Here is a 24,486-nt window from a genome sequence, read left to right on the forward strand (position 1 = left end):
CGCACCCGGTCCTGACCGACCGGGTGCGGGAGCATGACCCGACCGGGCCGATCGGTCCCGCAGGGGAACGCGTCAGCACCCCGCCGGCACCCGACCGACGGCCGGGCGCTGACGGGGCCCTGACGGGCAATCAGCCGCCGACCGGCTCCCGCCGGACCGCGCCGGGCTCCACCGAAACCGGAGCTGAAACCGGAGCCACACCCGGAACAGCACCTGAAGCAGCACCTGAAACAGCACCTGAAACAGTGCCCGAAGCAGCGCCCGGAGCCGCACCCGAAGCGACGACCGCACCCGCCCGCCGGGCCGGCACCAGCAGCGCGGCGCCCGCCGCGGCCAGGCAGAAGACCGCGAGCAGTGCGAAGCCCTGGGTGTAGCCGGTCTCATAGGGGCGGCCGGTGGGCTGGAGGTGGCCGGTGACCAGGCCGGTCATCAGCGCGGCGCCCATCGAGCCGCCGATGGTGCGGATGTTGGCGTTCATGCCGGTGGCGGCGCCGGTCTGCGCGGCGGGCACGCTCTGCACGATGAGGTTGCTCATCGAGGCGAAGGCCAGGCCGATGCCGAGGCCGAAGACACCGGCCGCGAGGGCGACGTCCGCGGGCGAGCCGTGCCGGGCGGCGAGCAGCGCGCAGGCGACGGCGCCGAGCAGGGCGCCGACGGAGAGCTGGGCCTTGGCGGGGAAGCGTCCGGCGAGTCGGCCGCCGAGCAGGCCGGCCACGAACATCGCGCCGACCATCGGCAGCATCAGCAGGCCCGCGCCCGTGACGGTGGAGCCGAAGCCGTAACCCGCGCTGGACGGGGTCTGCACGAAGCCGGGCAGGAAGGCCCACAAGGCGTACATGCCGGCGCCGAACAGCAGGGCGGCGGTGTTGGTGGTCCAGACGGCGGGCAGGCGCATCACCCGCAGGTCGATCAGCGGGTTGCGGGTGCGGGTCTCGCGGAGGGCCCAGGCGGCGAACAGCAGGACGGCGAGGGCGAGCAGGCCGAGCACGCCGGTGGAGCCCCAGCCCCAGCGGGCGGCCTGGCTGACGGGGAGCAGCAGGGCGACCAGCCAGCCGGAGAGCAGGACGGCGGAGAGCCAGTCGACGGTGCCCTCGCCGCGGACGGGCGACTCGGGGACGAAGCGCTGGGCGAGCGCGATGGTGCCGAGCAGCACGACGACGGGGAGCCAGAACAGCCAGCGGTAGTCGAGGGCGCCGACGATCGGTCCGGCCAGGACCATGCCGAGGCCGCTGCCGACGGCGATCACGGCGGACAGGTTGCTGATGCCGCCGGGCACCTTCCGGGTCGGGAACTCGTCGCGGATGATGCCGAAGGAGAGCGGGAACAGCGCGCCGCCGATGCCTTGCAGGACGCGGCCGAGGATCAGCACGGTGATGTTCGGGGCGAGCGCGTCGACCAGGCAGCCGAGCAGCAGCGCGACCAGCGCGGCGACCAGGGTGCGCTTCTTGCCGACGAGGTCGCCGATCCGGCCGAGGATCGGGGTGAAGACGGACGCGGAGAGCAGGTAGGCGGTCATCACCCAGGTGACGGTGGACTGCGAGGTGTGCATCGCGTCCTGGACGATCGGCAGCGCGGGGGTGATCAGCGACTGGAGCAGGGCGTAGACGCCCGCGCCGGTGGCGAGCACGCCGAAGGTGCGGCGGGGGGAATGGCGGTTCATCGAACCTTCTCGGGACTCGGGTCGGGGCACGCGGCATCGCGGGCGCGCCCCGGCGGGGCGGTCGGCAGCGGACCAGGCCGGGGACGAACGGCGGTCGGGTCCGGGCCGAACGGCGGCAGGATCGGGGTGGAGCGGCAACGGAACAGCGGCAACGGAACAGCCGCACCGGAACAGCCGCAACAGAACGGCGGTGACGGAACAGCAGTGACGGAGCAGCGACAACGGAACGGCGAGAGGTGCGGCAGTACGGCGGCACGGGAACGGCAGGGGAACAGCCGGCGCATCACGGGCAGGCCGAGGAACGTGCCCCGGTGCTAAAGTCGAGGCATGCCTCCAGATTAGCGGAGGCGCGCCTCCGGTTCAATCCGGACGTGTCGAGAAGAGGTCACCGTGCCGGACCGACCGGATCAGATCGTCGTGAGCGAGTTCGTCGCCGCGCAGCGCCCGCGCCGTGCGGACGCCGCGCGCAACTTCGACGCGCTCCTGCTCGCCGCCCGCGCGGCGTTCGCGGAGCACGGCGCCGAGGCCTCGCTGGAGGACATCGCCCGGCGCGCGGGCGTCGGCATCGGCACCCTGTACCGGAACTTCCCGACCCGCCGCCACCTCTTCGAGACGGTCTACGCCAACGAGGTCGACGACCTGGGCCGGGTCGCCGCCGAGGTCGCCGACCAGCCGCCGTGGCCCGCCCTGACGGCCTGGCTGCGGCGCTTCGTCGAGTACGCGATGACCAAGCGGGCGATCCGCGAGGCGCTGGCGGGCGAGGAGTCGACGGTCTTCCTGGCCTGCCTGCAGTCGATGTACGACGCGGGCACCCCGCTGCTGCTGCGCGCCCAGCAGGCCGGCGAGGTGCGCACCGACATGAGCATCGACGACCTGCTGCGGATGGTCTCCGGCATCACCTCGGTCGCCTACCCGAGCATGGAGCAGCGCGACCGGGTCCTCGGCATCGCCCTGGACGGGGTACGTGTCCACCGCTGACGCCCCCGCTGCCGGAGAGCGCGGCCGGACGGACTGACGACCGGTCAGTGGGCGGCCCCGAAGGGGTGCGCGGGGTCGCGGCCGACCAGGCCGAGCAGCCGGTCCCCGGCGGGGGCGCCGGCAGGTACCGGGACGGGGGCAGCGAACAGGCCGGAGGAGGCCAACGCCTGGGCCTGCGGGGCGAGTTCGGCGAGCGCGAACTCGGCGGCGGCCGGGTCGATCCGGGCGTCGGCGCCGATGCCCTGCGCGAGGTCCCAGGCGTGCACGATCGCGTCCACCGTCATCTCGCGGGCGTACCCGTCGGCGCGGCGCGGGCCGTACGACAGTTGCACGGTGCGCGCCAGGGCGCCGGGCTCGGCGAAGGCGGCGCGGGCCGCCGCGGCGGCGGACGTCCAGGCGGCGACCGGGTCGGCGCCCAGCAGGTCGCCGTCGAAGCGGTCACCGACCTCGGCGACGCTCGCGCCGGACAGCAGCGGGGGCACCCAGAGCTGCTCCGAGACCAGGTGGCCGACCAGCTGACGGACCGTCCAGTCGGCGCAGGGCGTGGGCTGCTGCCAGCCGTCGGCGGGGACGGCGCGGACCAGCTCGCCGAAGTGCTCCAGCGCCCGGGCGTGCAGGGCGAGCAGGTCGGGGCCGTCGAGGTGTGCTGCCATGCGGAACACGCTTTCCCGCCGGTCCCCGGCAGGGCAAGCCGACACCCCGACGTCCGCCGAACCCACCCGCCCCTAACCAACTCCTCCTGCTACTGCTCCACCGGGGCCTTCTCGCGCAGCAGCCGCACGAAGGCACGCATCCAGGTCGGGTGGTCCGGCCAGGCCCGGGCGGAGACCAGGGTGCCGTCGACCACCGCGTCGCCGTCCACGAACTCGGCGCCGCCGGCCGCCACGTCGGGTTCCAGCGCGGGGTAGGCGGCGGTGCGGCGGCCGGTCAGCGCGCCGGCCCGCAGGGTGATCAGCGGGCCGTGGCAGATCTGCGCGAGCGGCTTGTCCTCGGCGGTGAAGTGCGCGACGATCCGCTGCACCTCGGGGTCGTTGCACAGGCACTCGGGGGCGCGGCCGCCGGGCAGCACCAGCGCGACGTACTCGGCGGGGTCGACATCGGCGAACGCCAGGTCGGCGGGCCAGGTGTAGCCAGCCTTCTCGGTGTAGAGCGAGTATACAGTCGTACACGTCGCTTCCTACCCGGGATAGCTCGGGAAGGTCACCGGTTACGCACCCTCGGGGAACGCATCGTTCTCCTGTGAGGCAACACAAGGCGGCAAGCGCTCTAGCCCCTCTTCGTAGAGAGGGCTGGAGGGGGCACAGAGTCAGGGCTCCACACTGCGGCGCGGGCACTCGCTGACCTCCATCCAGACCGTGTGCGTACGGGATGAGAAGCCGAAGGAAGTGCCCATGCACAGGACCGGGATCGTGGCGGCATCTATGAATTGGTCGCCGGTGGCCTGCCAGTGCAACCTGTAGCCGCCCTCATGCAAGCGGGACAGCCGTATCTCTTGCAGGGTGATGCTGCTCAACAGGCTTGCCACCTTGAACGCCCAGAGACGCGTATCCATCAGCCCCTCCGTATAAAGGGCCTCGCCCGGTGGCGGCCTGAGAAGACCACAGGGCGGGGCCTGAGCCCGCCGGAGGGGGAGGCCGGCGGGGGTGCGGGATGGTCAGGGTGTCCTGGCGACGTAGGTTCGGAAGCCGCCGCGTTCACCGGTCGGGACGAATCCCGCCTTGATGAGGACGCGGCCGGAACCCGGGTTGTCCGGGTGGTGCCGAGCGTGCACTCGGGTCACCCCGAGACGCCGGGCCAGGTCGAGCAGGTGGCTGACAGCGAGGGTCGCGTACCCCCGACCCCAGGTATCGGGCCGCAGGAGGTAGCTGACGGCCGCACTCGTGTCGGAGCGCTGGTGGAGCGTGGCGATGCCGACGAGTTCGCCGTCGGCGGTGATGCCCAGCACGTGGTCGCGGGGCAGCCCGGTAGGGGGTGTGAGTGCCTGCCGCGTGCGGAAGAGTGCTTCCGTCGGTCCCATCGGCGGGCGGCCGAGGTAGCGCACTGCCTCGGGGGTGTATATGCCGGTCATCGCCTGGGCGTCGCCGATGACCAGTTCCCGTAGTTCGATCATCGGCGGCCGGCCTCGTGGAGAGCGGTGAGCCGGTCGGCGAGTTCGGTGGCCGGCGGGCGGTCCTTGGCATCGGTCAGCAGCACGTCCTTGAGTACCTGTTGAAGCTCGGGCCATGCCTCGGTGGGGGTGAGCGGTACGGTCCGTTCTCCGATCGCTTCGAGCAGCACGACCGGTCCGGCGGCCTTCCGGTCGATCCCCGCGGCTTCGTAGTCCAGGGGCCAGTCTCCCGTCGCGGCGGTCCACAGGGAGGCGGCGAGGGCGTACACGTCGGACAGGAAGGTGGTCAGCACGGGCTGACCGCCGGCCGTGATGTCGGTGGCCAGCTCGGGCGCGGTGAGGTGCACCATCGTTCCCCGGAACGCCGTCCAGGGCGTTTCTCCGAGCCGGCGGGACCAGGCGAAGTCGATCAGCCGCACCCCGTCCGCGGTGTGGAGCGCGTGGGCGGGCTGGAGGTCGCCGTGAATCCAACCGGGGCCGTGCAGGTCCGCGACGGCCCGGGCGACCTGGACGGCGCTCGCCAGCGCCTCGGGCCGCGCGTCGGCGCGCCCGGCGCGAACGGACCTGAACCGCTGCCAGGTGCTCGGCCCCTCCTCCCAGCGCGTGACGTACCAGACCCCGCCGCCGTCGATCCGGCCGACCAGCACGTCGTACCCGGGAAGCCGCTCCAGCACGGACGCCTCGCGGGCGGTGACCTCGGCGGCCTCCCCGGTGCCGAGCTTGACGGCCACCGCCCCCTCCGAACCGCCGGCCTTCCACACCGCCGAGCCGCGCCGGTCGCTGATCTCCGTCAGCGTGACGGGCCCGCACAGGGACTCCGCGGCCTTCAGCGCCGCTGCGGCCTCGGCAGGGAACTCGCCCATTCTCGAACTGCCTTCCACTCGCAAGGGATGTACTCGAAGACGTCCCGGCCGTCGTCCACGCCCACAGCAAGGGCCGTGGCGAGATCGGGCGTCCCCGTGAGGAACTTCGGGTCCAGCGGTCGCACGCCCGCCCTCACGGGCAGGAACGAGAAGGGCGGCGGCGGGATGCTCCGTCCCCGCCGGCCGGTCTCGACCGCGCCCCGGGCGAACTTGCCGAACATGACCCCGACCGGGGCGTACATGTGCTTCAACGCCCAGTGCGGCCAGGCCAGCAACTCCCGGTGGTCCGCGTCCTCGCAGCGCCCGAGCAGCATCACGTTCTCGCACACCAGCGTGCCGAACGGCCGCGCCATCAATGGACGCACCCACTCCGCGGCCTGGACCCCGGCGTGGAACAACTCGGCCTCCACTGCGTACTGGTGGCTGCCGGGGACGATCTCGTAGACCGTCCATCCGGTCATGCCCCGACGCACGGACGGGCGCAGGAACGGACAGTGCTCGTACAACGCGGTGAGGTAGCCGTGCACGTCGGCGGAGGCCGGGTGCTCCGTCCGGGCCTCGATGAGGCGGAGCGCCCCGGCGGTCGGCCGGGACGCCCCGTCGTGCGGTGCGGGAATCACAGGTAGGACGCCGCCGGGGCCACGTCGCCGTCGTCCGGCACGGGCGAGCAGTCCCACTCCGCCCAGACCTTGCCCGTTTCGCGGTAGTGGCCGAGGAGTTCGGTGTCCAGGGTGCCGTCGGCGTCGGTGAACCAGATCTCCGGCAGCGGGCCGTACGCCTCGGCGTAGGCGGACACCCAGTCGATCCAGCCCTCACCGTTGTTCTCGGCGTGGCCGAGCGTGCGGCCGGCGTGCTCGGTCGTGAAGGCGGTGTGCTCGGCGGGGTTCTCGGTCAGCCGGTGCCACGCCTTGTCGACGGCCCCGGAGAACATCTGCGGGGCGGGGAGGCCGGCGGTGGCGCGGGCACCGGCGATCTTGAAGAACTTGCCCAACTCGGTCAGCGCGGAGTCGGTTTCGTTGACGGGGTTCACGTGCCTCTCCTATCGGGTTGGCGCTGCCCGGTCGGCGGGCCGGGCAGCGGGGTGGTGGTGCCCGGTCGGCGGGCCGGGCAGCGGGGTGGTGGTGCCCCGGTTCGGCAACAGGCGTGCTGCCGCCGAACCGGGAGTTCGTGGGTGCCGGAGGGCGCGGGTGGGCCCCGCCTCGGCCGGATGCGATCAGCAGGGTGACCAGCACCAGCAGCGCCACGGTGTAGGCCACGGCGACCGACTTGGGGGTGGGTACTCCGCGTGAGGTGCGCTCGGTGGCGGTGCGGTACTCGTCCTGCTCGTCCACGGGTACCTACGCCGTCCGCTTCGCGTCGAGCGCGGCCCGCAGGGCGGCCCGACGGCGGGGGGTACGCGCCCGGATGATGCAGTCGTCGCAGATGGGGTGCACGGTGCCCGCGGATTCGTCGGGCGCCTGAAGGGTCACCCCGGCGCAGACCAGCGTGTCCCGCCGGCACACCCAGCAGCACCCCTGGCGGTAGCCGTCGGGGCGGTCGTAGCTGTACTCCTCGCCCACCAGCCGGAAGGGCGGGGCTTGTCCGGGCTCAACTCGCATCCTCCAAGTCGGCCAGGCGGACCAGGTCCGGGTGCTCGGCGGTGGAGCTGTTCCGGTCCACCCAGACGCAGCCGGAGAAGTTGCTCGGCAGGGGGGAGACCACGCCCGTCCACCCTTCGGTACGGTGGCGGACCGGTGCGCCCTGGCCTCCGTCGACCCTCGCGGCCTTCACAGTTGCGCCTCTCCATCAAGTCGTTGAACTGGCCTGTCCACGTACGCGGTTGCTGTCCGCCCGGGCTACGCGGCACCCTGGCGGACCCGGCACGAGGGGCAGGTGCACGAGGACAGCACCGCGGACTTCTGTATCTCGCTGCCGAGCGAGGGTGCCGTGCCCTCGGCCTTCGCCTCCCGGTAGTCGTCCAGCGGCGTCCAGCCCGGCGGGGGCGCGTTCTTCTCGGCCTTGGTCGGCCCGGGGTCGACCTCGCGGTACACCCGGGGAATGGTGCGGCGAGGCATTCGTGAGTCCTCTTGTCTGTCTTGGTGAACTTCTCGCTACTGTGCGTCCATGTCCGCCGCCCCGTTCATCAACGACGACGACGATCACGACGCCTGCTGGATCTGCCCCAGCCTCCGGCTCCCGGCCGGGGAGTTCGATGTGCTCGAACGCCCCAGCCGGGACTACCCGTTCAACCCGGTCGACGGCTTCCGGTACAGCCGGGAGGGAGTCCCGGCCTGCGTGCACGCGGACCGCATCGGGTTGTCTCCCGGCCGGTACGCGAGTGCCGGCCAGGAGTTGCCGGAGGGCTAGAACGCGATGGCGTGCCGGCGCCCACTGCGGCTGAAGCCGATGCTGTCGTACAGCCCCGCGAGGACGGCCAGACGGCGGTCGACCTCGGCCTTGTCGAGCCAGTACCGGGTCGGCGGTTCGGTGCCCCAGGCGGCCACGTACGCGGCGTGGGTGTACTCGCCGCCGGTGTAGTCGGTGTGTTCCTGGTCGGTCTGGTGGATCAGCGTGAAGCCGGTCCGCGCGGCGATCCGGGCGAGGAGCTGCGGCTGCGCGATCATCGCGTGCGTCATCTCGTCCACGGGCACGGGCAGCGCCAGCTCGGCGGCGGTCTCGCTGCCGGTCAGCGCGAAGGCCGCGGCCTTCAACGCGATGGCGCGCAGGCCCTCGGCGAACAGCGGGGCCTTGTCCTTGTCGAGGTCCCACTCACTGATCGTCGGGAACCCGGTGAAGCACTGCCAGTCGGAGCTGTACTCCAGGGTCGCGGCCTCGAACGCCGGGAACTCCGGGTCCGCCTCGATCGCCGTCAGGATTTCGCGGGCTCGCTCGCCGACCTTGCCGGCCGAGGGCATGGTACTGGTGGACATGCTGGTCCTCCTGCTGGTGGTTGATGTCGCTGCACCAAGTGAAAGACCCACGCAGTGTCCGGAACCAGAGCGGAAGTTGAGCGTTGATCAGGCATAATCAACGCGTTGTCAGGCTTGAGCCGGGCCTTCGGACTGAACGGGGGAGGCACACATGCCAACGAAGAGACGGAGGCTTGCGGCCCGCCGGAAGGCGCTCGGTTACAGTCAGGACCGTCTGGCCGAACTGTTGGGGGTAGCAACATCCACCGTTGCTCGCTGGGAGGCCGGCGCTGACCCCCATGGATGGGTTCTTCCCAAGCTCGCCAGGGCCCTCAAGGTCACACCCGAGAATCTTGCTGACCTCTTGGTTCCTGAAGCGGCCCCTCCAGCCCTTCCGGCGGCTTCAACCGCCGCTATTCCCTCTGGGGACACAGACGACATGAAGCGCCGTGATGTTCTGAGCCTGCTGGCCGTAACAGGGGCTCTCATCTCCCTGCCAGAAATCGTTAATTCCCCCCCCCGGAACGGCGTATCCGCGACGCTGTCGGAGTCCGGCCCTGAGCTGAATAAAGCCCTGTGGAAAACGTTCTCGCTTTCCGATTCAAAGCAAGCTGTATATCCCTTGATCCGGCATCAACTCGGGTTGCTCGCCAAGGGGTTGGAAGAGAGCCAGAGCAATGCTTCTCGCCAACTTCTGTGCTCTTTGGTGGGAGACCTCTATCAACTGGCCGGAGAGGTCTTCTTCGATGCCAACAGGTATTCCGATGCCGCTCAGTGCTATGCGTTGGCTGCTCACGCTTGCAGGGAGGCGGGCGCATTCGACATGTGGGCTTGCGCCTTGACGCGGCACGCCTTCGTGGAGCTGTACGAACGCCGCTTCACGGTTGCCGCTCCAATTCTGTCAGCAGCGGCACAGGTGGCTGAACGAGGAGACAGCCAGTTGTCGACGCGCTACTGGGTGGCAGCGGTGCAGGCCGAGGTCTATGCAGGGCTTGGTGACTTTGATGCCGTTGGCCGAGCGCTCGATACTGCCGAGGAAGTGCACAACCTCCCGGGGAAGCCGCACAACGGGGGCTGGCTTCGCTTCGACGGATCGCGGCTCGCAGAGGAGCGAGGAACCTGCTATCTGGCCCTGGGGCGACCCGACTTGGCAGAACAGGCGCTGACTGCGGCACTCGCTCAGCAGCTCTCGCTGCGCCGCAGGGGGGCCGTACTCGCGGAGCTGGCGGCCCTCGGTGCCGAGCGCCGGGACCTCGACCAGGCGGACCACTACATCCGCGCTGCTCTTGATCTAGTAGGGCAGACCGGCTCGGGGTATGTCGGGAAAAAGCTGGAAGCCGTCAAGGCACGCCTGGTTCCGCTCATGCCTGATAGACGCGCCCTGGCGTTGCACCAGAAAATTTCGGCGCTCGACAGCGCCGCCTGACCGAGGAGCAGCACATGTCGACTGACGGGCAGTTTTTCCGCGAAGCATGGATCGCCGGTGTCTCGAAGCACTATCCCGGGGAGCCGAAGCCCGGGTATATCGCTCCGTGGGAAGAAACGCCGGGCTGGGAGCGCGAGTGCGCTGCCGCAGTTTTCGGCCAGGTCCGGGATTTCCTTCAGGTGAGCAACGGGAATGCTTCGAAACTCACCCGGGAGCAGAAAGGCCGGTTCGTGGCACTGTGCTGGATCGCGCAGATCTACAAGCACATCGAGAACCCCAAGCCGGGCTACGTCGCCGACTGGAGCGAACTTCCCTCCTGGCAACAAGAAACCGACTCGGACATCTTTGAGGCCATCGAGCAGGCGCTGACCTGACTCGGACCCTCGCCCCCTAGAGGCTGTCCCATAACTGCTGTCTCAGTTCCGCGTTGGTCATGCCATGGTTGGGGTGATCTCGGCAAGCGATCCGGCGTGGATCGAGCCGTTTTCGGGGCCGAGCGAGTCGCAGTTCCGCAAGCTGGTCGCGCTGGTTTGCCGTCGTGGCGGCGATGTCCAGCGCGGTCGGCCGTGGCGGCTCTGCTTTGGAGGACCGGGTGTTGTTGGTGGCCACGTACTGGCGGACCAACCTGACGTTGCGGCAGGTCGCGCCGCTGTTCGGGATCTCGAAATCGGCCGCGGACCGGGTGCTGGACCACCTCGCACCACTGCTGATGATCTCGCCCGCGCGGCGTACTCGTCAGTCGGCCAGCTGTGCTTGATCAAGAGCGGTCCGGAGCCGCCTGATCTCGTTGACCAGGCGCGGCACGTCCTGACGCGCGCCAGCGATGAACTCGATGTCCGCGTCGGTCTGGGAGTGCCCTCCGCAGACCTCGACGCCGCCCGTGAAGCGAGTCAGGTAGATCTCGTCATCCTCCTCCGCGTCGGCCTGGAGCTGGATAAAACTTGTGCCGCCGATCCCGCGCCGGCTCTCCATCCAGCCGATCCACGGCCCCGGCGTGGCGGCGGCAACGCGCCGCTCGATCGCGGACAGTTCTTCCTCGGGCAACACCTCGTCGGACTCCATGATCGAAACCTTCCCCCGACACCCACGGCGTGTCCAGACCCCTGCGGTGCACAATCCAAGATCTCAATACGGGACAGCCTTTAGGTGTCGTAGCCGGGGACGAAGTCGTGCACCACGAACTGCAGGGTCTTCTTGGTGGGCGCGGCGATGTCGACCTGGTAGCCCTCCTCCAGCAGCCGCTGGTACGGGTAGAACACCTCCAGCGACTCGGCCGCGTCGCCGGTGATGATCAGGATCTTCGCTGCCATCCGGGGTTCCGTCGCTTCGTCACACCTGGTGCGTCCCGGTTCCGGTGGGGCCGGGCGCTGCCCACCCTGCCCGCTGACGGGCCGTCGATCAACGGGGCGCACGCGGCACCGGGCACGGTCGGGGCGTGCGCTCCCCCGGACGCCGCCGTACCACCACCCAGGCACCGCTGTACTACCGCCCGGGCGCCGCCGTACCACCGCCCGGACGCCTGAAGACCCGCCGGAGCACCCGCCCGGGCGGCGGTACTCCGCAGGCGACCCGCCCGGGGCCGCGCCTAGCGTGCTGGCAAGGTCCGTCGGCAGGGAGGCCGTCATGCAGCACTCGCACCCCGTGGAGTCCGTCACCGTCGCCAATCTGCGCGACCTCGGCGGCATCGACCTGCCCGGGGGTGCCCGGGTCCGGCCCGGACTGGCGCTGCGCTCGGGGCAGTTGGACCGGCTCGACCCGGTGGGCGACCCGCTGTTCGCCGCGCTGGAGGTGCGCACCGTGGTGGACCTGCGCACCGCGGCGGAGCGCGCCGCGTTCCCGGACCGGGTGCCGGGCGGGGCGCACCTGCTGGTCGCGGACGTGCTGGCGGGTCCGGAGGGCAGCGGGGCGGCCGGAGCGCTGGCGGCCGCACTGGCCGATCCGGTGGCGGCGGGGCGGGCGCCGGCCGGCGGTCGGGCGGCGGCGGCGCTGCGCGAGGACTACCGGGCCTTCGTCACCTCGCCCGCCGCCCGCCGGGCGTACAAGCAGTTGATCACGTCGCTCGCCCACCGGGGCGGCGGGCCGGTGCTGTTCCACTGCACGGCGGGCAAGGACCGCACCGGCTGGGGCGCCAGCCTGCTGCTGCTCCTGCTGGGCGCGGACGAGGCGACGGTGCGCACCGAGTACCTTTCGGTCGGCCCGGCCGTCCACGAGCACTACGCCCCGCTGCTGGAGCGCTTCACGGCGGCGGGCGGCGACCCCGAGGCGGCGGAGGCCCTGTTCGCGGTCCGCGGCGAATACCTGGACGCCGCGCTGGAGGCGCTGGCCGACCACTGGGGCGACGCGGAGAGCTACGCCCGCGCGGGCCTCGGCCTGAAGGACGAGACCCTGGACAGCCTGCGCGAACGCCTGGTCGAGGCCGCCTGACGTCCGGCCGACTCCGCCCGACTCCGATTGACGTCCGGCCGACTCCGATTGACGTCCGGCCGACTCCGCCCGACTCCGATTGACGTCCGGCCGACTCCGCCCGACTCCGATTGACGTCCGGCCGACTCCGCCCGACTCCGATTGACGTCCGGCCGACTCCGGTTGACGTCCGGCCGACCGGCCGTCAGGCGGTGGCGCCCGCCGCGCCGACGCAGACCTCGTTGCCCTCGGGGTCGGCGAGCACCCACAGCACGGGGGCGTCCGCGTCGTTGACCAGTCGGCCGCCGGCGGCGAGCGCGGCGTCCACCCGGGCCTTCGCCCGGTCGTGCGGGACCCACACGTCGACGTGCACGCAGTTGCGCTCGGGGCGGAGCGCGTCCAGTTGCTGGAAGTAGAACGGGGCGCCGCGGCGGCGCGGGTCGATCAGGTCCTCGGGGCTGCCGGAGCGGTGCTCGTAGCCGAGCAGGGCCTGCCAGAAGGCGGTGACGGCGGGCAGGTCGAGGGCGTCGACCGTCACCTGCACGGTCTGCACGGACTCCGGTTCGGGTGTCGCGCCGGCCTCCCGGGCGGCGGCGGAGAGCAGCCGGGCGAGGGCGACGTGCCGCTCGGTGAGCCCGTAGTAGTCGGGGCCACTGTCGACCAGCCGGACGGTCACGCCGTCGGGGCGCAGGTCGACGGCGGCCTCCCCGTGGCCGGCCAGGGCGGCGCCGAGGGCGGCGACCAGGCGCACGCCGTGCTCGAAGGAGCCGGTGCGGAAGAAGGCGCACGCCCCTTCGCCCAGGACCCGCCAGTCCCCGGTGCCCTCGGCGGCGTGGAACGCCACCGGCCTGATCCGCACGGTCTGGTGATCATCGGTCATCCGCGCAGCATAGCGCCGTCCCCCGACGACTCCCCCGGGCCGGCCGGTCCGGGCGTTGATCTGCCCGAACCCCTTGTTGACACTCTGTCTCATTGGTTTACTGCCTCCAGGAGCACCTGCCGCCCCCACCCTCCGGAGACCTCCGTGCCCGACACCGCCGCCCCCGCCACCGGGGCCGCCCCCGCCACCGGAACGCTCGCCCAGCAGCGCAACGCCGACCGCGAACTGAACGCGGCCCGGCTGCTGCGCGCCTCCGCCAAGCACTCCTACGACCCGCTGACCGAGATCGACTGGGACGCCCCGCTCGACCCCGACCAGTACGCGCTGCCCGCGCACCGGGTCTCGCTCTACGGCACCCCGCTGTGGGAGCGCCTGGACGAGCGGCGGCGGGCGCAGCTGAGCGTCCACCAGTTCGCCTCGACCACCGCGGCGGGCATCTGGTTCGAGCTGGTGCTGATGGAGGGCCTGATCCGGCACGTGTACGCGGGCGACCTGACCACCCGGCACGCCCAGTACGCGCTGACCGAGGTCGCGGACGAGTGCCGGCACTCGACGATGTTCGCCCGCTACATCACCGCCACCGGCTACCCGTCGGCGCGCCCGACCGCGCGGGCGGACCGGCTGGGGCGGCTGCACTTCCTGCTGAACGACACCACGATGACCTTCGCCGGGGCGATCTTCGTGGAGGAGTTCACCGACGCGATGCAGCGCGAGATGGTCCGGGACGAGAGCCTGCAGCCGCTGGCCCGCTCGGTGGCGCGCATCCACGTGATCGAGGAGGCCCGGCACATCGGCTACGCCAAGCCGGAGCTGGAGCGCCGCTGGGCCCGGATGACGCCGGCCCGCCGGGCGGTGTTCCGCCGGGCGCTGGCGCTGCTGTCCCGGCAGGCGGTGGCGGAGCTGGTGCACCCCCGGGTGTACGCGCTGGCGGGCCTGGACCCGGTGGAGGCGCGGCGGGCGGCCGCCGCGAACCCGCACTGGCGGCAGGCCCGGATCGACTGGTCGCGCAAGGCGCTCGACTTCTTCACCGAGATCGGCGTCGTCACCCCGGCCACCGTGCGCGGCTGGCAGCGCGGCGCGCTGCTGCCCTGACGCCCCGTCACCCCTTCCTCCCGCGCGGCGGTGGTGACGGGAGGGCCCCGGGTGGCGGACGATCGTCACTGTGAGCGACGTGAGCGACGTGAACGGCGTGGGTGGCACCGGCGGCGACGGAATCCGGCTCGGCACGGCACGCGGCCGGTGGGTGGTGGCAGCGACGGCCCTCGGGTCGGGCATGGCGCTGCTGGACGGCACGGTGGTGAACGTCGCGCTGCCCCGGATCGGCGCGGACCTCGGCGCGGGGCTGGCGGCGCTGCAGTGGACGGTCAACGCGTACATGCTGACGCTGGCGGCGCTGATCCTGCTGGGCGGGTCGCTGGGCGACCGGTACGGGCGGCGGCGGGTGTTCCTGCTGGGGGTGGTCTGGTTCGCGCTCGCCTCGGCGGGGTGCGCGGCCGCGCCGAACGTCGAACTGCTGGTGCTGGCACGGGCGTTGCAGGGCGTCGGCGGTGCGCTGCTGACGCCGGGGTCGCTGGCGATGCTGCAGGCGGTGTTCGCGGCGGAGGACCGGGCGGGCGCGGTGGGCGCCTGGTCGGGGCTGGGCGGGGTGGCGGCGGCGGTCGGCCCGTTCCTGGGCGGCTGGCTGGTGGACGGGCCGGGCTGGCGGTGGATCTTCCTGCTGAACCTGCCGCTGGCGGCGGTGGTGGTGGCAGTGACGGCCCGGCACGTGCCGGAGAGCCGGGACCCGGACGCGACGGGCCACTTCGACGTGCCGGGCGCGGTCCTGGCGGCGCTCGCCCTGGCGGGGCTCACGTACGCGCTGACCGAGGCCGGTTCCGGCCTGTCCGCGGGCGGGGTGGCGGCGGGCCTGTCGGGTCTCGCGCTGACGGCGGTGTTCGTCGCGGTCGAGCACCGTTCGGCGCACCCGATGCTGCCGCTGTCGCTGTTCCGCTCGCGGCTGTTCAGCTCGGTCAACCTGGTGACGCTGTGCGTGTACGGGGCGTTCAGCGGGGTGTTCCTGCTGCTGACGGTGCAGTTGCAGATCGTCTCCGGGTTCACGCCACTGGTGTCGGGGCTGGCGCTGGTGCCGATCACCGTGCTGATGCTGCTGTTCTCCGGCCGGGCCGGGCGGCTGGGGCGGGCGCTCGGGCCGCGCGTCCCGCTGACGGTGGGGCCGCTGGTGGTGGCGGCGGGCGTGCTGCTGATGCTGCGGATCGGCCCGGACGCGAACTACTGGACGGACGTGCTGCCCGCCGTCACCGTGCAGGGTGCGGGCATGACGCTGTTGGTCGCCCCGCTCACCGCGACGGTGCTGGCCGCCGTCGACGTCCGCCGCGCGGGCATCGCCTCCGGCGTGAACAACGCCGCCGCCCGCGCGGCCGGCCTGTTCGCGGTCGCCGCGATCCCCCCGCTGTCCGGCCTGAGCGGCGACGCCTACCGCGTCCCGGCCGAGGTGGACGCCGCCTTCCGGACCGCGATGCCGATCTGCGCCGGCCTGCTCGCCGCCGGCGCCCTGATCGCCCTGCTCACCATCCGCTCCGACGCCCTCGCCCCGCCCCACCCCGTCGCCGAGCCCGACTGCGGCTGGCACTGCGACCCCACCTCGCCGCAGATCCACCCGGAGAACCGCCCGAACGAGGGCCACTGACGCCGACGGCCCGCCCCGGAGTCGCTCCGGGACGGGCCGCGCGGCTACCGACGGTGCGTCAGAGGATGTCGCCCGGGGCGTACTTGGCGGCCTCCGGGTGGGTGGCGGCGACGGCCTCGATGCGGCGGACGAGTTCGGCGACCTGGGCGGCGGCGGCGCCGGTGAAGGAGAGGCGGTCGGCGAGCAGCGCGTCGATCGCGGCGCGGTCGAGCGGGATGCGCGGGTCGGCGGCCAGCGCCGGGACCAGGCTGTTCTCGCGGGCGCCCTCGCGCATGGCGAGCGCGGCGGCCACCGCGTGCTCCTTGATGACCTCGTGCGCGGTCTCCCGGCCGACGCCGGCCCGGACCGCGGCCATCAGGACCTTGGTGGTGGCCAGGAACGGCAGGTAGCGGTCGAGTTCGGCCTCGACGACGGCCGGGAAGGCGCCGAACTCGTCGAGGACGGTGAGGAAGGTCTCCAGCAGGCCGTCGAAGGCGAAGAACGCGTCCGGCAGCGCGACCCGGCGCACCACCGAGCAGGAGACGTCGCCCTCGTTCCACTGGTCGCCGCCGAGCTCGGCGGTCATCGAGGCGTAGCCGCGCAGGATGACGGCGAGGCCGTTGACGCGCTCGCAGGAGCGGGTGTTCATCTTGTGCGGCATCGCCGAGGAGCCGACCTGGCCGGCCTTGAAGCCCTCGGTGACCAGCTCGTGGCCGGCCATCAGGCGGATGGTCTTGGCCAGGCTGGACGGGCCGGCCGCGAGCTGGACCAGCGCGGAGACCACGTCGTAGTCGAGCGAGCGCGGGTAGACCTGGCCGACCGAGGTGAGGACGTTCTCGAAGCCGAGGTGGCCGGCCACCCGGCGCTCCAGCTCGGCGAGCTTCTCCGTGCCTCGACTGCCCCCTCCCAGCAGGTCGAGCATGTCCTGCGAGGTGCCGACCGGGCCCTTGACGCCGCGCAGCGGGTAGCGGGCGATCAGCTCCTCCAGCCGGACGTAGGCAACCAGCACCTCGTCGGCGGCGGTGGCGAAGCGCTTGCCGAGGGTGGTGGCCTGCGCGGCGACGTTGTGCGAGCGGCCGGCCATGACCAGCTCGCCGTACTGGGCGGCGAGCCGGCCCAGGCGGACCAGGACGGCCACCGTGCGGTCGCGGACGTGCTCCAGCGACTGGCGGATCTGCAGCTGCTCGACGTTCTCGGTGAGGTCGCGCGAGGTCATGCCCTTGTGGATCTGCTCGTGCCCGGCGAGCTCGGAGAACTCCTCGATCCGGGCCTTCACGTCGTGCCGGGTGACCTTCTCGCGCGCGGCGATCGACGCCAGGTCGACCTGGTCGATCACCCGCTCGTAGTCGGCGATCGCGGTGGGCGGCACCTCGATGCCGAGGTCCTGCTGCGCCTTCAGGACGGCCAGCCACAGCTGGCGCTCGAGGACCACCTTGTGCTCGGGGGACCACAGCTGGGCCAGGGTCGCCGAGGCGTACCGGGAGGCCAGGACATTGGGGATCTTGGGCTTCGCGCTCACGCTTCGCAAGCCTAACAGTCGAGGTCAGGCGGAGCCGCAGCGCCTCCGCCGGGCGGCGGGAGGGCGCGGGCGGACGCGGGCGGACGCGGGAGAGCGGGGCGGGAAAACGGGGTGAGCGGCGGCCGGGGCGCGGGTTAGGGTCCGGACCATGACGAAGCGTACTTTTCGGATCACGGTCCGCGGCTCCTTCGACGCGCTGACGGACGATCAGCGGGCCGCGCTGCAGGCGGAGGCCGCCGAGCACGACGTGCTGCAGGCCCGGTTCACCGAGGAGGGGCACCTGTCGTACGACCTGGCGGCGCGCCCGTTCTTCACCTTCCGCTTCCTGGAGTACGGCGAGGCGGAGGAGGACGTGGTGGCCGCCTCGGTCCGGGCCGAGACGGCGGCGGAGCTGTGGCTGACCGACCGCGGCTACGGCTACAAGGGCCTGAAGTCCCAGGCCCAGGACATGGCGCTGGCGGCGGTCGGTCCCCGGCAGAAGCAGGAGGCCCGCAAGAAGGGCTGACCGGGCAGGGCGGGGCGGGCCCGGGCTCAGAACAGGGCGTCCTGTTCGGCGGTGGGGCGGGCCCGGGGCAGCAGGGTGAGCCCGTCGCAGGCCGCGGCGGGCTCGTCGTGCAGCGTCCAGCCGGTGAGCAGGCGGGTGTCGAGGAGCAGCGGGGTGCCGTCGGGCGGGTCGAGGAAGAGGTGGCCGCCGACGGGGCGGCGCAGGGTGCCGGTGAGGCGGGCGCCGTCGGCGACGGCCTTGACCTGCCGGTACTGGTCGGGGGCGCCGTCGGTGAGGCCGTAGAGCTCGACCTGGTCGGTGACGGGGTGGTCGGGCAGCGGGGTGAGCTGCGGGTGGTCGGCGAGCAGCCGCTGCGCGCGGGTGCGGGCGGCGGTGAGTGCGGCGTGCCGTTCGGCGGGGGCGGGGAGGTTCCACCAGCCCGGGTACTTGGCGGCGGCGGGAATCCGCTCGCGGGCCAACTTGCCGCGGGCGACCGCGAGTTCGGCGCGGCGGACGGCGGGCAGCGGGCCCCGGGCGAGGAACGTCCAGGTGAGGGCGGCCTGTTCGAGCAGGCGGACGGTGCCGCGCTCCTCGGCGGTGAGGCCGACCTTGAGCAGGCCGGGGGCGAACCAGGCCAGGTAGAGGCGGTAGGTGCGGCCGTCGTCGAGGATCCGGTCGCGGGCCAACTGGAGCCCGCGATCGGCGTTCTGGCAGCTCGGGCACTGGCCGGCGGTGCCCTCGGGCGGGACGGTGGCGCGGTGCGGGCAGTCCCGATGGCCGTGCTCGGTATGGGCGCCGACGCAGCGCCGGGGCCCGGCGATCCGCCAGGCGACGGGGAGGCCGTCGGTGAGCGGCCGGGCGTGGCGCTGGCGGCCGTCGGTGGCGGTGAGCTGCGGTACGCCGTCCTGCCAGCGCAGCCCGGTGGCGAGCAGTCCGGTGGCGGTCGGCCCGCCCGTCTGGTCCTGGTGCATCCGGTGAGCGTACGGCACGCCACCGACGGTCACCGCCGCCGCCCGTTCAGGGGCGTTGCAGCAGCGGCAGGACCTGGTCGCAGAGCCGGGAGAGGGCGGCGCGCTGCTCGGTGTCGAGGCTGTCGAAGGCGGCGCGGGCGCGGCCCATGTCGGCGCGGATGCGGTCCAGGACGGTGCGGCCCCCGTCGGTGATGGTGACGATCTTGACGCGGCGGTCGGCGGCGGCGGCCTCGCGGCGGGCGTAGCCGAGCGCTTCGAGGCGGTCGACGATGCCGGTGACGTTGGAGGCGTCGCAGCCGAGCCGGCCGGCCAGGGCGCGCATCGGGACGGGTTCGAGGACGGCTTTGAGCGCCTTGGCCTGGGAGGAGTTGAGTCCGTGCCGGGCCGCGGCGGCGGCGAAGTCGTGGAAGTAGGCGGCGCCGACGGCGGCGACCTGTTCCATGAGTTCGGTGGTGGAGGGTGCGGTGCCGGCCGCGGTGCCGGTGCCCGTGCTGCTGCCCATGGCGGTCAGGGTACGCCCATTCGCTTCAGTGCCTCCAGTATTGAACGGGGCAAGTGTTTCGGGGGTGTCGTGCGCAAGACGTGCGGACCCGGGACGGCCGGGGCGCCCGGGGCCCTCAGAGCACCAGCCGGTCGAAGAGGTGGTGCAGTTCCGCCTCGGCGTCGGCGGTGAGGCCGGTGTGCACGGGGCCGGGCTGGACGACGGCGCTGCGCGGGGCGGTGAGCCAGCGGAAGCGCTGTCCGGCGCTGTCCCGGGCGGCCGGTCCGGCGGCCTCGCCGCCGGCGCAGACGGCCTCGATGCCGCGCAGCGCCCGCCGCACCCCGGCGACGTCGGCGACCGGGTCGAGGGCGTGCAGCCGCCCCTGGTCGAGGTGGGTGCGGGCGCCGAGGAAGCCGGCGTGCCGGCAGTACAGCAGCACGCCGACGTTGACGCACTCGCCGCGTTCGACCCGGGGCACGGCGCGGATCAGGGCGTACTCGTAGTCGCGCAGCTCGGCGGGACGGGTGGGGGTGTCGGGCATCGGGTCGGGCATCAGGAGGCCGCCTCGGGGAGCCAGTCGCGGGGCCCGGCGAGGCGGGCAGTGAGCTGTGCGGTGTAGGCGGCGCGGACGTCCTCGGCGGTGGCGAAGCCGGGTTCGTCGTCCAGCCAGACGCCGGGGATCGCCGCGACGGCCGCCGGGAGGGCGGCGGCGGCCAGGCCGGCGAGTTCGGCGTCGACCTGCGGGAGGTGCCCGGCGGCGTGCCGCAGGGCGTGGTCGGAGGCGTCGTAGGGCTTGCGGCGCCACGCCTCGGCGCTCTTCCAGCTGTGGTGGAAGATCAGGCTGGCGCCGTGGTCGATCAGCCGCAGGCCGCCGGCCGCGACCAGCAGGTTCGGGTTGCGCCAGGAGCGGTCGACGTTGCCGATCAGGGCGTCGAACCAGAGCACCCGGGCGGCCAGGTCGAGGTCGGTGTCGAAGCAGAGCGGGTCGAAGTTGAGCGCCCCGGAGACGTACGCCATGCCGAGGTTGGCGCCGCCGCTGGCCCGCATCTGGTCCTGGATCTGCGGCTCGGGCTCGCTGCGGGCGAGCACCGGGTCGAGGTCGAGCAGGGCGAGTTCGGGCACCGGCAGGCCGAGCCGGCGGGCGAGTTCGCCGGCCAGCACCTCGGCCACCAGCGCCTTGCGGCCCTGGGCCGCGCCGACCCACTTCAGGACGTACAGCCGGCGGTCGTCGGCCTCGACCAGGCCGGGCATCGAGCCGCCTTCGCGCAGCGGCGTCACGTAGCGGACGGCCGTCACCTCGGAGAGCATCAGCACAGCGTAGCGGTCCCCTCCCCCGCCGTTTCCGCGGCCCGGCCGCATGGCCCCGCGGGGAGGGGGCATCCGCCGAACAGCCGTTGGAGATGCACCCGCCGGTGCCCCGTGCGAGTGTGGCCAGCAGTCGTCCTCGCCGTTCGGCCTGCCCGGACGGCCTGCCGCTCCACGGACCAGTACACCCAGGACACGTAGGGGATGAAGATGGAACGACCGAGGATCCTGATCGTCGGCGGCGGTTTCGCCGGTCTCGAGTGCGCCCGCCGGCTGGAGCGCAAGCTCGCCCCCTCCGAGGCGGAGATCTCCCTGGTCACCCCGTTCTCGTACCAGCTGTACCTGCCGCTGCTGCCGCACGTCGCGGCGGGCGTGCTGACCCCGCAGTCGGTGGCGATCTCGCTGCGCCGGACGCTGCGCCGCACCAACATCGTGCCGGGCGGGGCGATCGGCATCGACCCGCGGTCGAAGGTCGCGGTGGTCCGCAAGATCACCGACGAGGTGGTCGCGGTGAAGTACGACCTCCTGGTGCTGGCGCCGGGCAGCGTGACCCGGACCTTCGACATCCCGGGCCTGCAGGACTACGCGCGCGGCATGAAGACGCTGGCCGAGGCGACGTACATCCGCGACCACGTGATCGCCCAGCTGGACCTGGCCTCGGCCTCGATGGACGAGAACGAGCGGGCCTCGCGGCTGCAGTTCGTGGTGGTCGGCGGCGGCTACGCGGGCACCGAGACGGCGGCCTGCCTGCAGCGGCTGACCACGGCGGCGGCCAAGCGCTACCCGCGGCTGGACCCGCAGCTGATCAAGTGGCACCTGATCGACATCGCGCCGAAGCTGATGCCCGAGCTGGGCGACAAGCTGGGCACGACGGCGATGGAGATCCTGCGCAAGCGCGGGGTGGACGTGTCGCTGGGCGTGTCGGTGGCGGAGGTCGGCGCGGAGACGGTGAAGTTCACCGACGGCCGGACGCTGCCGTGCCGGACGCTGATCTGGACGGCGGGCGTGGCGGCCTCGCCGCTGGTGGGCACGCTGGACGCGGAGACGGTGCGCGGGCGGCTCGCGGTGACGGCGGAGATGCGGGTGCCGCAGTTCGAGGGCGTGTTCGCGCTGGGCGACGCGGCGGCGGTGCCGGACCTGGCGAAGGGCGACGGCGCGGTCTGCCCGCCGACCGCGCAGCACTCGGCCCGGCAGGGCAAGAAGGTGGCCGACAACCTGGTCGCGGCGCTGCGCAACCAGCCGCTGCAGCCGTACTTCCACAAGGACCTGGGCCTGGTCGTCGACCTCGGCGGCAAGGACGCGGTGTCGAAGCCGCTGGGGATCGAGCTGCACGGCGCCCCGGCCCAGGCGGTGGCGCGCGGCTACCACGTGATGGCGATGCGGACGAACGCGGCGAAGTACCGGACGGCGGCGAACTGGCTGCTGAACGCCACCGCGGGCGACGACTTCGTCCGGACCGGGTTCCTGGCCCGGCAGCCCGCCCGGCTGCGGGACTTCGAGTACACCGACGCGTACCTGAGCCGGGACCAGGTCCGCGAGCACGCGCAGGCGCTGCTGGCCAAGGGCTGACCGGCCCGCCGCACCGACAGGCCCCCGTCCGGCGCTCGCCGGGCGGGGGCTCCGTGCTGCCGGGGCGTCAGGTGAGGCGGGAGCCGCCGGGGGCGGGGCGGTCCAGGGCGGCGAGGACGGCGGCCAGGTCGGCGGCGACCGCGGGGGCGTCGGCGGGGTCGAGGGTGGAGGTGGTGATCCGGACGCCGGGCGGGGAGGCCAGCCGGAACCGGGCGCCGGGGGCGACCACCCAGCCGCGCTGGAGCAGGGCGGCGGCGGTGGCGGTCTCGTCGGCGACCGGCACCCAGACGTTGAGGCCGCTGGCGCCGTGGCCGCGGATGCCGTGCGCGGCGAGCGCGGCCAGCAGGGCGTCGCGGCGGGCCCGGTAGACGGGGGCGGGAGCCGGGGCCGCGGGGTGGCGGCGCAGGTGGAGGACGGCGCGCTGGAGCAGGTGGCTGACCCAGCCGGCGTCCAGGCGCTGGCGGCCGAGCAGCCGGGCGACGGTGTCCGGGTCGCCGACGCAGACGGCGACCCGCAGGTCGGGGGCGAGCGCCTTGGCGGCGGAGCGGATCAGCGTCCAGTGCGTGACGGTGCCGCCGGCCAGCGGGTGGAAGGGCAGGTCGACCATGCCGTGGCCGTGGTCGTCCTCGATCAGCAGGGTGGCGGGGCGTTCGGCCAGCACGGTGCGCAGGGCGGCGGCGCGGTCGGCGGTGAGGGCGGCGCCGGTGGGGTTCTGGGCCCGGCTGGTGACGATCAGGGCGCGGGCGCCGGCGTCCAGGGCGGCGGCGACGGCGTCCGGCAGCGGGCCGTCGTCGTCGACCGGGACGGGGGCGGGGCGCAGGCCGAGGGCGGGCAGCAGGTCGAGCAGGCTGCCCCAGCCCGGGTCCTCGACGGCGACGGCGTCACCGGGGCGCAGCCGGGCGGTGAGGACGCGCGCGATGGCGTCCAACGCGCCGGAGCAGACGGCGAGTTCGCCCTCGGGGACGCCGTCGGCGCGGAACTCGGCGCGGTAGTCGGCGAGCAGTTCGGCCTCGGCGACGGGGTGGCCGTACAGGACGGTGGGGCCGGCCGCGGCGGCGGCGAGGGCGGGGCCGAGCGGGGGCAGCAGGGCCGGGTCGGGGTTGCCGGCGGCGAGGTCGCGGGCGCCGGGCGGGACGGGGAGCCGGGCCAGGTCGCGGGGGGCGGTGGCGGGGCGGGGGCGGATCCGGCTGCCGCGCCGGCCGGCGGTCTCGATGACGCCGCGGTCGCGCAGCAGGCGGTAGGCGGCGGCCACCGTGTTCGGGTTGACGCCGAGCTCGGCGGCCAGGTCGCGCAGCGGCGGCAGGGCGGTGCCGGGCTCCACCCGGCCGGTGGCGAGGGCGTGTTCGACGTCGGCGGCGATCTCGCTGGCACGCCGACCACTGATCCGATATTCTCCTAGCACAAAACACAGTATGCACTAGTACATAGAGGTTGTCATGTCGGACGGTACCTACACCCGCAACGATCGCACCACGCCGACCCGGAGCAAGGAGCGCGCGGCCTGGGACGAGGCCGCGGTGCACGCGATCCTGGACGCCGGCTTCCTCTGCCACCTGGGCTTCGTCCGGGACGGCGCGCCGGTGGTGCTGCCCACGCTGTACGCCCGGGTCGGGAACGTGCTCTACGTGCACGGCTCGACCGGCAGCCGGCCGCTGCGCGGGGCGAAGGACGAGCAGGGGCTGCCGGTGTGCGTGACGGTCACGCACCTGGACGGGCTGGTGCTGGCCAAGTCGGCCTTCCACCACTCCGTCAACTACCGCTCGGTGGTGGCGCACGGCACCGCGCACCAGGTCACCGACCCGGCGGAGCTGCGCGCCGCGCTGGACGCGATCGTCGAGCAGGTGGTGGCGGGGCGCTCGGCCGGCTGCCGGCCCGCGAACGCCAAGGAGCTGGCGGCGACGGCGGTGATCCGGCTGGAGCTGGACGAGGTGTCGGCCAAGACCCGCACCGGCGGCGTCAACGACGAGGAGGAGGACCTCGGCCTGCCGCACTGGGCGGGCGTGGTGCCGGTCGCCCCGGCGTACGGCGCGCCCGAGCCCTCGCCGCACACCGCCGCCGAACTGCCCGCGCACGTGGCGGCGCTGGCCGGCCGGGCCGGGGCCGGGGCGACGGCTGCGGCTGCGGTTGCGGTTGCGGCGAATGGCGTAGGGGCGGTGCGGGCTGACGGGTCGTCGGACTGACGGATGATCGGTTCCGGGCGTGTCGGACGCGCCGGGCGGGGTAGCCGCTGGTCGAATCGGATCCGGAGACTTCCGCCCGGAACCGGACGGATCGTCACGTACTGTCA

The 24,486-nt window shown here is 73.1% G+C and carries 28 protein-coding genes and 4 pseudogenes; 12 read left to right on the forward strand and 20 right to left on the reverse strand.

Annotated features, from left to right (window positions below):
* Nucleotides 1-130: 130 nt before the first annotated feature.
* The gene (locus ACIOHG_RS23805) at nt 131-1,660 is read right to left on the reverse strand and encodes an MFS transporter (protein WP_400953607.1); all 1,530 of its coding nucleotides are present in this window, start codon (nt 1,658-1,660) and stop codon (nt 131-133) included.
* Between the two features lie 417 nt (nt 1,661-2,077).
* Here ACIOHG_RS23805 and ACIOHG_RS23810 point away from each other — a divergent pair, with 417 nt between their 5' ends.
* Nucleotides 2,078-2,638 (forward strand): TetR/AcrR family transcriptional regulator, encoded by a 561-nt coding sequence (locus ACIOHG_RS23810; RefSeq protein WP_400953608.1) that lies wholly within the window; start codon nt 2,078-2,080, stop codon nt 2,636-2,638.
* A 44-nt stretch (nt 2,639-2,682) separates the two neighbouring features.
* Here ACIOHG_RS23810 and ACIOHG_RS23815 read toward each other — a convergent pair whose 3' ends face one another.
* The 9 genes and pseudogenes from ACIOHG_RS23815 to ACIOHG_RS23855 all read right to left on the reverse strand — a co-directional run bounded on the left by ACIOHG_RS23815 (nt 2,683) and on the right by ACIOHG_RS23855 (nt 7,662).
* Complete coding sequence (locus ACIOHG_RS23815) at nt 2,683-3,291, reverse strand: TIGR03086 family metal-binding protein (RefSeq protein WP_400953609.1); 609 nt, start codon at nt 3,289-3,291, stop codon at nt 2,683-2,685.
* Between the two features lie 89 nt (nt 3,292-3,380).
* Nucleotides 3,381-3,794 (reverse strand): annotated as a pseudogene (locus tag ACIOHG_RS23820) (DJ-1/PfpI family protein); the annotation flags it as partial.
* Between the two features lie 150 nt (nt 3,795-3,944).
* On the reverse strand, nt 3,945-4,190 hold the full coding sequence (locus ACIOHG_RS23825) for a hypothetical protein (RefSeq protein WP_400953610.1): 246 nt from the start codon (nt 4,188-4,190) through the stop codon (nt 3,945-3,947).
* A gap of 102 nt (nt 4,191-4,292) precedes the next feature.
* Nucleotides 4,293-4,748, reverse strand: coding sequence for a GNAT family N-acetyltransferase (locus ACIOHG_RS23830; RefSeq protein WP_400953611.1), 456 nt, complete (start codon nt 4,746-4,748; stop codon nt 4,293-4,295).
* Nucleotides 4,745-5,608 (reverse strand): protein kinase, encoded by an 864-nt coding sequence (locus ACIOHG_RS23835; protein ID WP_400953612.1) that lies wholly within the window; start codon nt 5,606-5,608, stop codon nt 4,745-4,747. Before ACIOHG_RS23835 ends, ACIOHG_RS23830 begins: the two co-directional genes overlap by 4 nt.
* Nucleotides 5,572-6,228: a hypothetical protein gene (locus ACIOHG_RS23840; protein WP_400953613.1), complete on the reverse strand. Its 657-nt coding sequence runs from the start codon at nt 6,226-6,228 to the stop codon at nt 5,572-5,574. Before ACIOHG_RS23840 ends, ACIOHG_RS23835 begins: the two co-directional genes overlap by 37 nt.
* Nucleotides 6,225-6,638 carry a hypothetical protein gene (locus tag ACIOHG_RS23845; RefSeq protein ID WP_400953614.1) on the reverse strand — a complete coding sequence of 138 codons (414 nt, stop codon included), beginning with the start codon at nt 6,636-6,638 and terminating at the stop codon, nt 6,225-6,227. The genes ACIOHG_RS23840 and ACIOHG_RS23845 overlap by 4 nt, the downstream gene beginning before the upstream one ends.
* A 307-nt stretch (nt 6,639-6,945) precedes the next feature.
* Nucleotides 6,946-7,206 (reverse strand): hypothetical protein, encoded by a 261-nt coding sequence (locus tag ACIOHG_RS23850; RefSeq protein WP_400953615.1) that lies wholly within the window; start codon nt 7,204-7,206, stop codon nt 6,946-6,948.
* 237 nt (nt 7,207-7,443) lie between these two features.
* On the reverse strand, nt 7,444-7,662 hold the full coding sequence (locus ACIOHG_RS23855) for a hypothetical protein (protein ID WP_400953616.1): 219 nt from the start codon (nt 7,660-7,662) through the stop codon (nt 7,444-7,446).
* A gap of 49 nt (nt 7,663-7,711) precedes the next feature.
* Here ACIOHG_RS23855 and ACIOHG_RS23860 point away from each other — a divergent pair, with 49 nt between their 5' ends.
* The gene (locus tag ACIOHG_RS23860; RefSeq protein ID WP_400953617.1) at nt 7,712-7,954 is read left to right on the forward strand and encodes a hypothetical protein; all 243 of its coding nucleotides are present in this window, start codon (nt 7,712-7,714) and stop codon (nt 7,952-7,954) included.
* On the opposite strand, the gene ACIOHG_RS23865 is transcribed toward ACIOHG_RS23860, so the two are convergent.
* The gene (locus tag ACIOHG_RS23865) at nt 7,951-8,517 is read right to left on the reverse strand and encodes a hypothetical protein (RefSeq protein WP_400953618.1); all 567 of its coding nucleotides are present in this window, start codon (nt 8,515-8,517) and stop codon (nt 7,951-7,953) included. The genes ACIOHG_RS23860 and ACIOHG_RS23865 overlap by 4 nt on opposite strands.
* A gap of 151 nt (nt 8,518-8,668) precedes the next feature.
* Between ACIOHG_RS23865 and ACIOHG_RS23870 the strand changes: the two are divergent.
* From ACIOHG_RS23870 to ACIOHG_RS23885, 4 genes and pseudogenes are all read left to right on the forward strand, one after another.
* A pseudogene (locus ACIOHG_RS23870) lies at nt 8,669-8,848 on the forward strand (helix-turn-helix transcriptional regulator); the annotation flags it as partial.
* 87 nt (nt 8,849-8,935) lie between these two features.
* Entirely contained in the window at nt 8,936-9,922 is a 987-nt protein-coding gene (locus tag ACIOHG_RS23875) for a transcriptional regulator (protein ID WP_400953718.1), read from the forward strand.
* Nucleotides 9,923-9,936: 14 nt separating this feature from the next.
* On the forward strand, nt 9,937-10,296 hold the full coding sequence (locus ACIOHG_RS23880) for a hypothetical protein (protein WP_400953619.1): 360 nt from the start codon (nt 9,937-9,939) through the stop codon (nt 10,294-10,296).
* A 64-nt stretch (nt 10,297-10,360) separates the two neighbouring features.
* Nucleotides 10,361-10,652 (forward strand): annotated as a pseudogene (locus tag ACIOHG_RS23885) (transposase family protein); the annotation flags it as partial.
* Between the two features lie 5 nt (nt 10,653-10,657).
* Here ACIOHG_RS23885 and ACIOHG_RS23890 read toward each other — a convergent pair.
* Both ACIOHG_RS23890 and ACIOHG_RS23895 read right to left on the reverse strand, forming a co-directional pair.
* Nucleotides 10,658-10,984 (reverse strand): hypothetical protein, encoded by a 327-nt coding sequence (locus tag ACIOHG_RS23890; protein ID WP_400953620.1) that lies wholly within the window; start codon nt 10,982-10,984, stop codon nt 10,658-10,660.
* A gap of 83 nt (nt 10,985-11,067) precedes the next feature.
* Nucleotides 11,068-11,232: pseudogene (locus ACIOHG_RS23895) on the reverse strand (DJ-1/PfpI family protein); the annotation flags it as partial.
* Between the two features lie 313 nt (nt 11,233-11,545).
* On the opposite strand from ACIOHG_RS23895, the gene ACIOHG_RS23900 reads away from it, so the two are divergent.
* Nucleotides 11,546-12,346 carry a tyrosine-protein phosphatase gene (locus tag ACIOHG_RS23900; protein WP_400953621.1) on the forward strand — a complete coding sequence of 267 codons (801 nt, stop codon included), beginning with the start codon at nt 11,546-11,548 and terminating at the stop codon, nt 12,344-12,346.
* A 184-nt stretch (nt 12,347-12,530) separates the two neighbouring features.
* Here the strand turns inward: ACIOHG_RS23900 and ACIOHG_RS23905 are convergent, their stop codons facing one another.
* On the reverse strand, nt 12,531-13,205 hold the full coding sequence (locus ACIOHG_RS23905) for a VOC family protein (RefSeq protein ID WP_400953622.1): 675 nt from the start codon (nt 13,203-13,205) through the stop codon (nt 12,531-12,533).
* Between the two features lie 144 nt (nt 13,206-13,349).
* Here ACIOHG_RS23905 and ACIOHG_RS23910 point away from each other — a divergent pair, with 144 nt between their 5' ends.
* Nucleotides 13,350-14,297 (forward strand): diiron oxygenase, encoded by a 948-nt coding sequence (locus tag ACIOHG_RS23910; protein WP_400953623.1) that lies wholly within the window; start codon nt 13,350-13,352, stop codon nt 14,295-14,297.
* 70 nt (nt 14,298-14,367) lie between these two features.
* On the forward strand, nt 14,368-15,891 hold the full coding sequence (locus ACIOHG_RS23915; protein ID WP_400953624.1) for an MFS transporter: 1,524 nt from the start codon (nt 14,368-14,370) through the stop codon (nt 15,889-15,891).
* Between the two features lie 58 nt (nt 15,892-15,949).
* On the opposite strand, the gene purB is transcribed toward ACIOHG_RS23915, so the two are convergent.
* Nucleotides 15,950-17,389, reverse strand: coding sequence for an adenylosuccinate lyase (gene purB, locus ACIOHG_RS23920; protein WP_400953625.1), 1,440 nt, complete (start codon nt 17,387-17,389; stop codon nt 15,950-15,952).
* A 148-nt stretch (nt 17,390-17,537) separates the two neighbouring features.
* Here purB and ACIOHG_RS23925 point away from each other — a divergent pair, with 148 nt between their 5' ends.
* On the forward strand, nt 17,538-17,894 hold the full coding sequence (locus ACIOHG_RS23925; protein WP_400953626.1) for a DUF6204 family protein: 357 nt from the start codon (nt 17,538-17,540) through the stop codon (nt 17,892-17,894).
* Nucleotides 17,895-17,920: 26 nt separating this feature from the next.
* Here ACIOHG_RS23925 and ACIOHG_RS23930 read toward each other — a convergent pair whose 3' ends face one another.
* The 4 genes from ACIOHG_RS23930 to ACIOHG_RS23945 all read right to left on the reverse strand — a co-directional run bounded on the left by ACIOHG_RS23930 (nt 17,921) and on the right by ACIOHG_RS23945 (nt 20,633).
* On the reverse strand, nt 17,921-18,844 hold the full coding sequence (locus ACIOHG_RS23930; RefSeq protein WP_400953627.1) for a DUF2797 domain-containing protein: 924 nt from the start codon (nt 18,842-18,844) through the stop codon (nt 17,921-17,923).
* A 46-nt stretch (nt 18,845-18,890) separates the two neighbouring features.
* Nucleotides 18,891-19,346: a MarR family winged helix-turn-helix transcriptional regulator gene (locus tag ACIOHG_RS23935; RefSeq protein WP_400953628.1), complete on the reverse strand. Its 456-nt coding sequence runs from the start codon at nt 19,344-19,346 to the stop codon at nt 18,891-18,893.
* Between the two features lie 115 nt (nt 19,347-19,461).
* Entirely contained in the window at nt 19,462-19,878 is a 417-nt protein-coding gene (locus tag ACIOHG_RS23940) for a DUF3037 domain-containing protein (protein WP_400953629.1), read from the reverse strand.
* Nucleotides 19,878-20,633 (reverse strand): HipA family kinase, encoded by a 756-nt coding sequence (locus ACIOHG_RS23945; RefSeq protein WP_400953630.1) that lies wholly within the window; start codon nt 20,631-20,633, stop codon nt 19,878-19,880. The genes ACIOHG_RS23940 and ACIOHG_RS23945 overlap by 1 nt, the downstream gene beginning before the upstream one ends.
* 207 nt (nt 20,634-20,840) lie before the next feature.
* Here ACIOHG_RS23945 and ACIOHG_RS23950 point away from each other — a divergent pair, with 207 nt between their 5' ends.
* Nucleotides 20,841-22,199 (forward strand): NAD(P)/FAD-dependent oxidoreductase, encoded by a 1,359-nt coding sequence (locus ACIOHG_RS23950; protein ID WP_400953631.1) that lies wholly within the window; start codon nt 20,841-20,843, stop codon nt 22,197-22,199.
* Between the two features lie 67 nt (nt 22,200-22,266).
* Here ACIOHG_RS23950 and ACIOHG_RS23955 read toward each other — a convergent pair whose 3' ends face one another.
* Nucleotides 22,267-23,601, reverse strand: coding sequence for an aminotransferase class I/II-fold pyridoxal phosphate-dependent enzyme (locus ACIOHG_RS23955; protein ID WP_400953632.1), 1,335 nt, complete (start codon nt 23,599-23,601; stop codon nt 22,267-22,269).
* Nucleotides 23,602-23,635: 34 nt separating this feature from the next.
* Between ACIOHG_RS23955 and ACIOHG_RS23960 the strand changes: the two genes are divergently transcribed.
* On the forward strand, nt 23,636-24,379 hold the full coding sequence (locus ACIOHG_RS23960) for a pyridoxamine 5'-phosphate oxidase family protein (RefSeq protein ID WP_400953633.1): 744 nt from the start codon (nt 23,636-23,638) through the stop codon (nt 24,377-24,379).
* The last annotated feature ends 107 nt before the right edge of the window (nt 24,380-24,486 follow it).

Origin of the sequence: Kitasatospora sp. NPDC088134 (assembly GCF_044741705.1) — a bacterium.
Lineage (GTDB): Bacteria > Actinomycetota > Actinomycetes > Streptomycetales > Streptomycetaceae > Kitasatospora.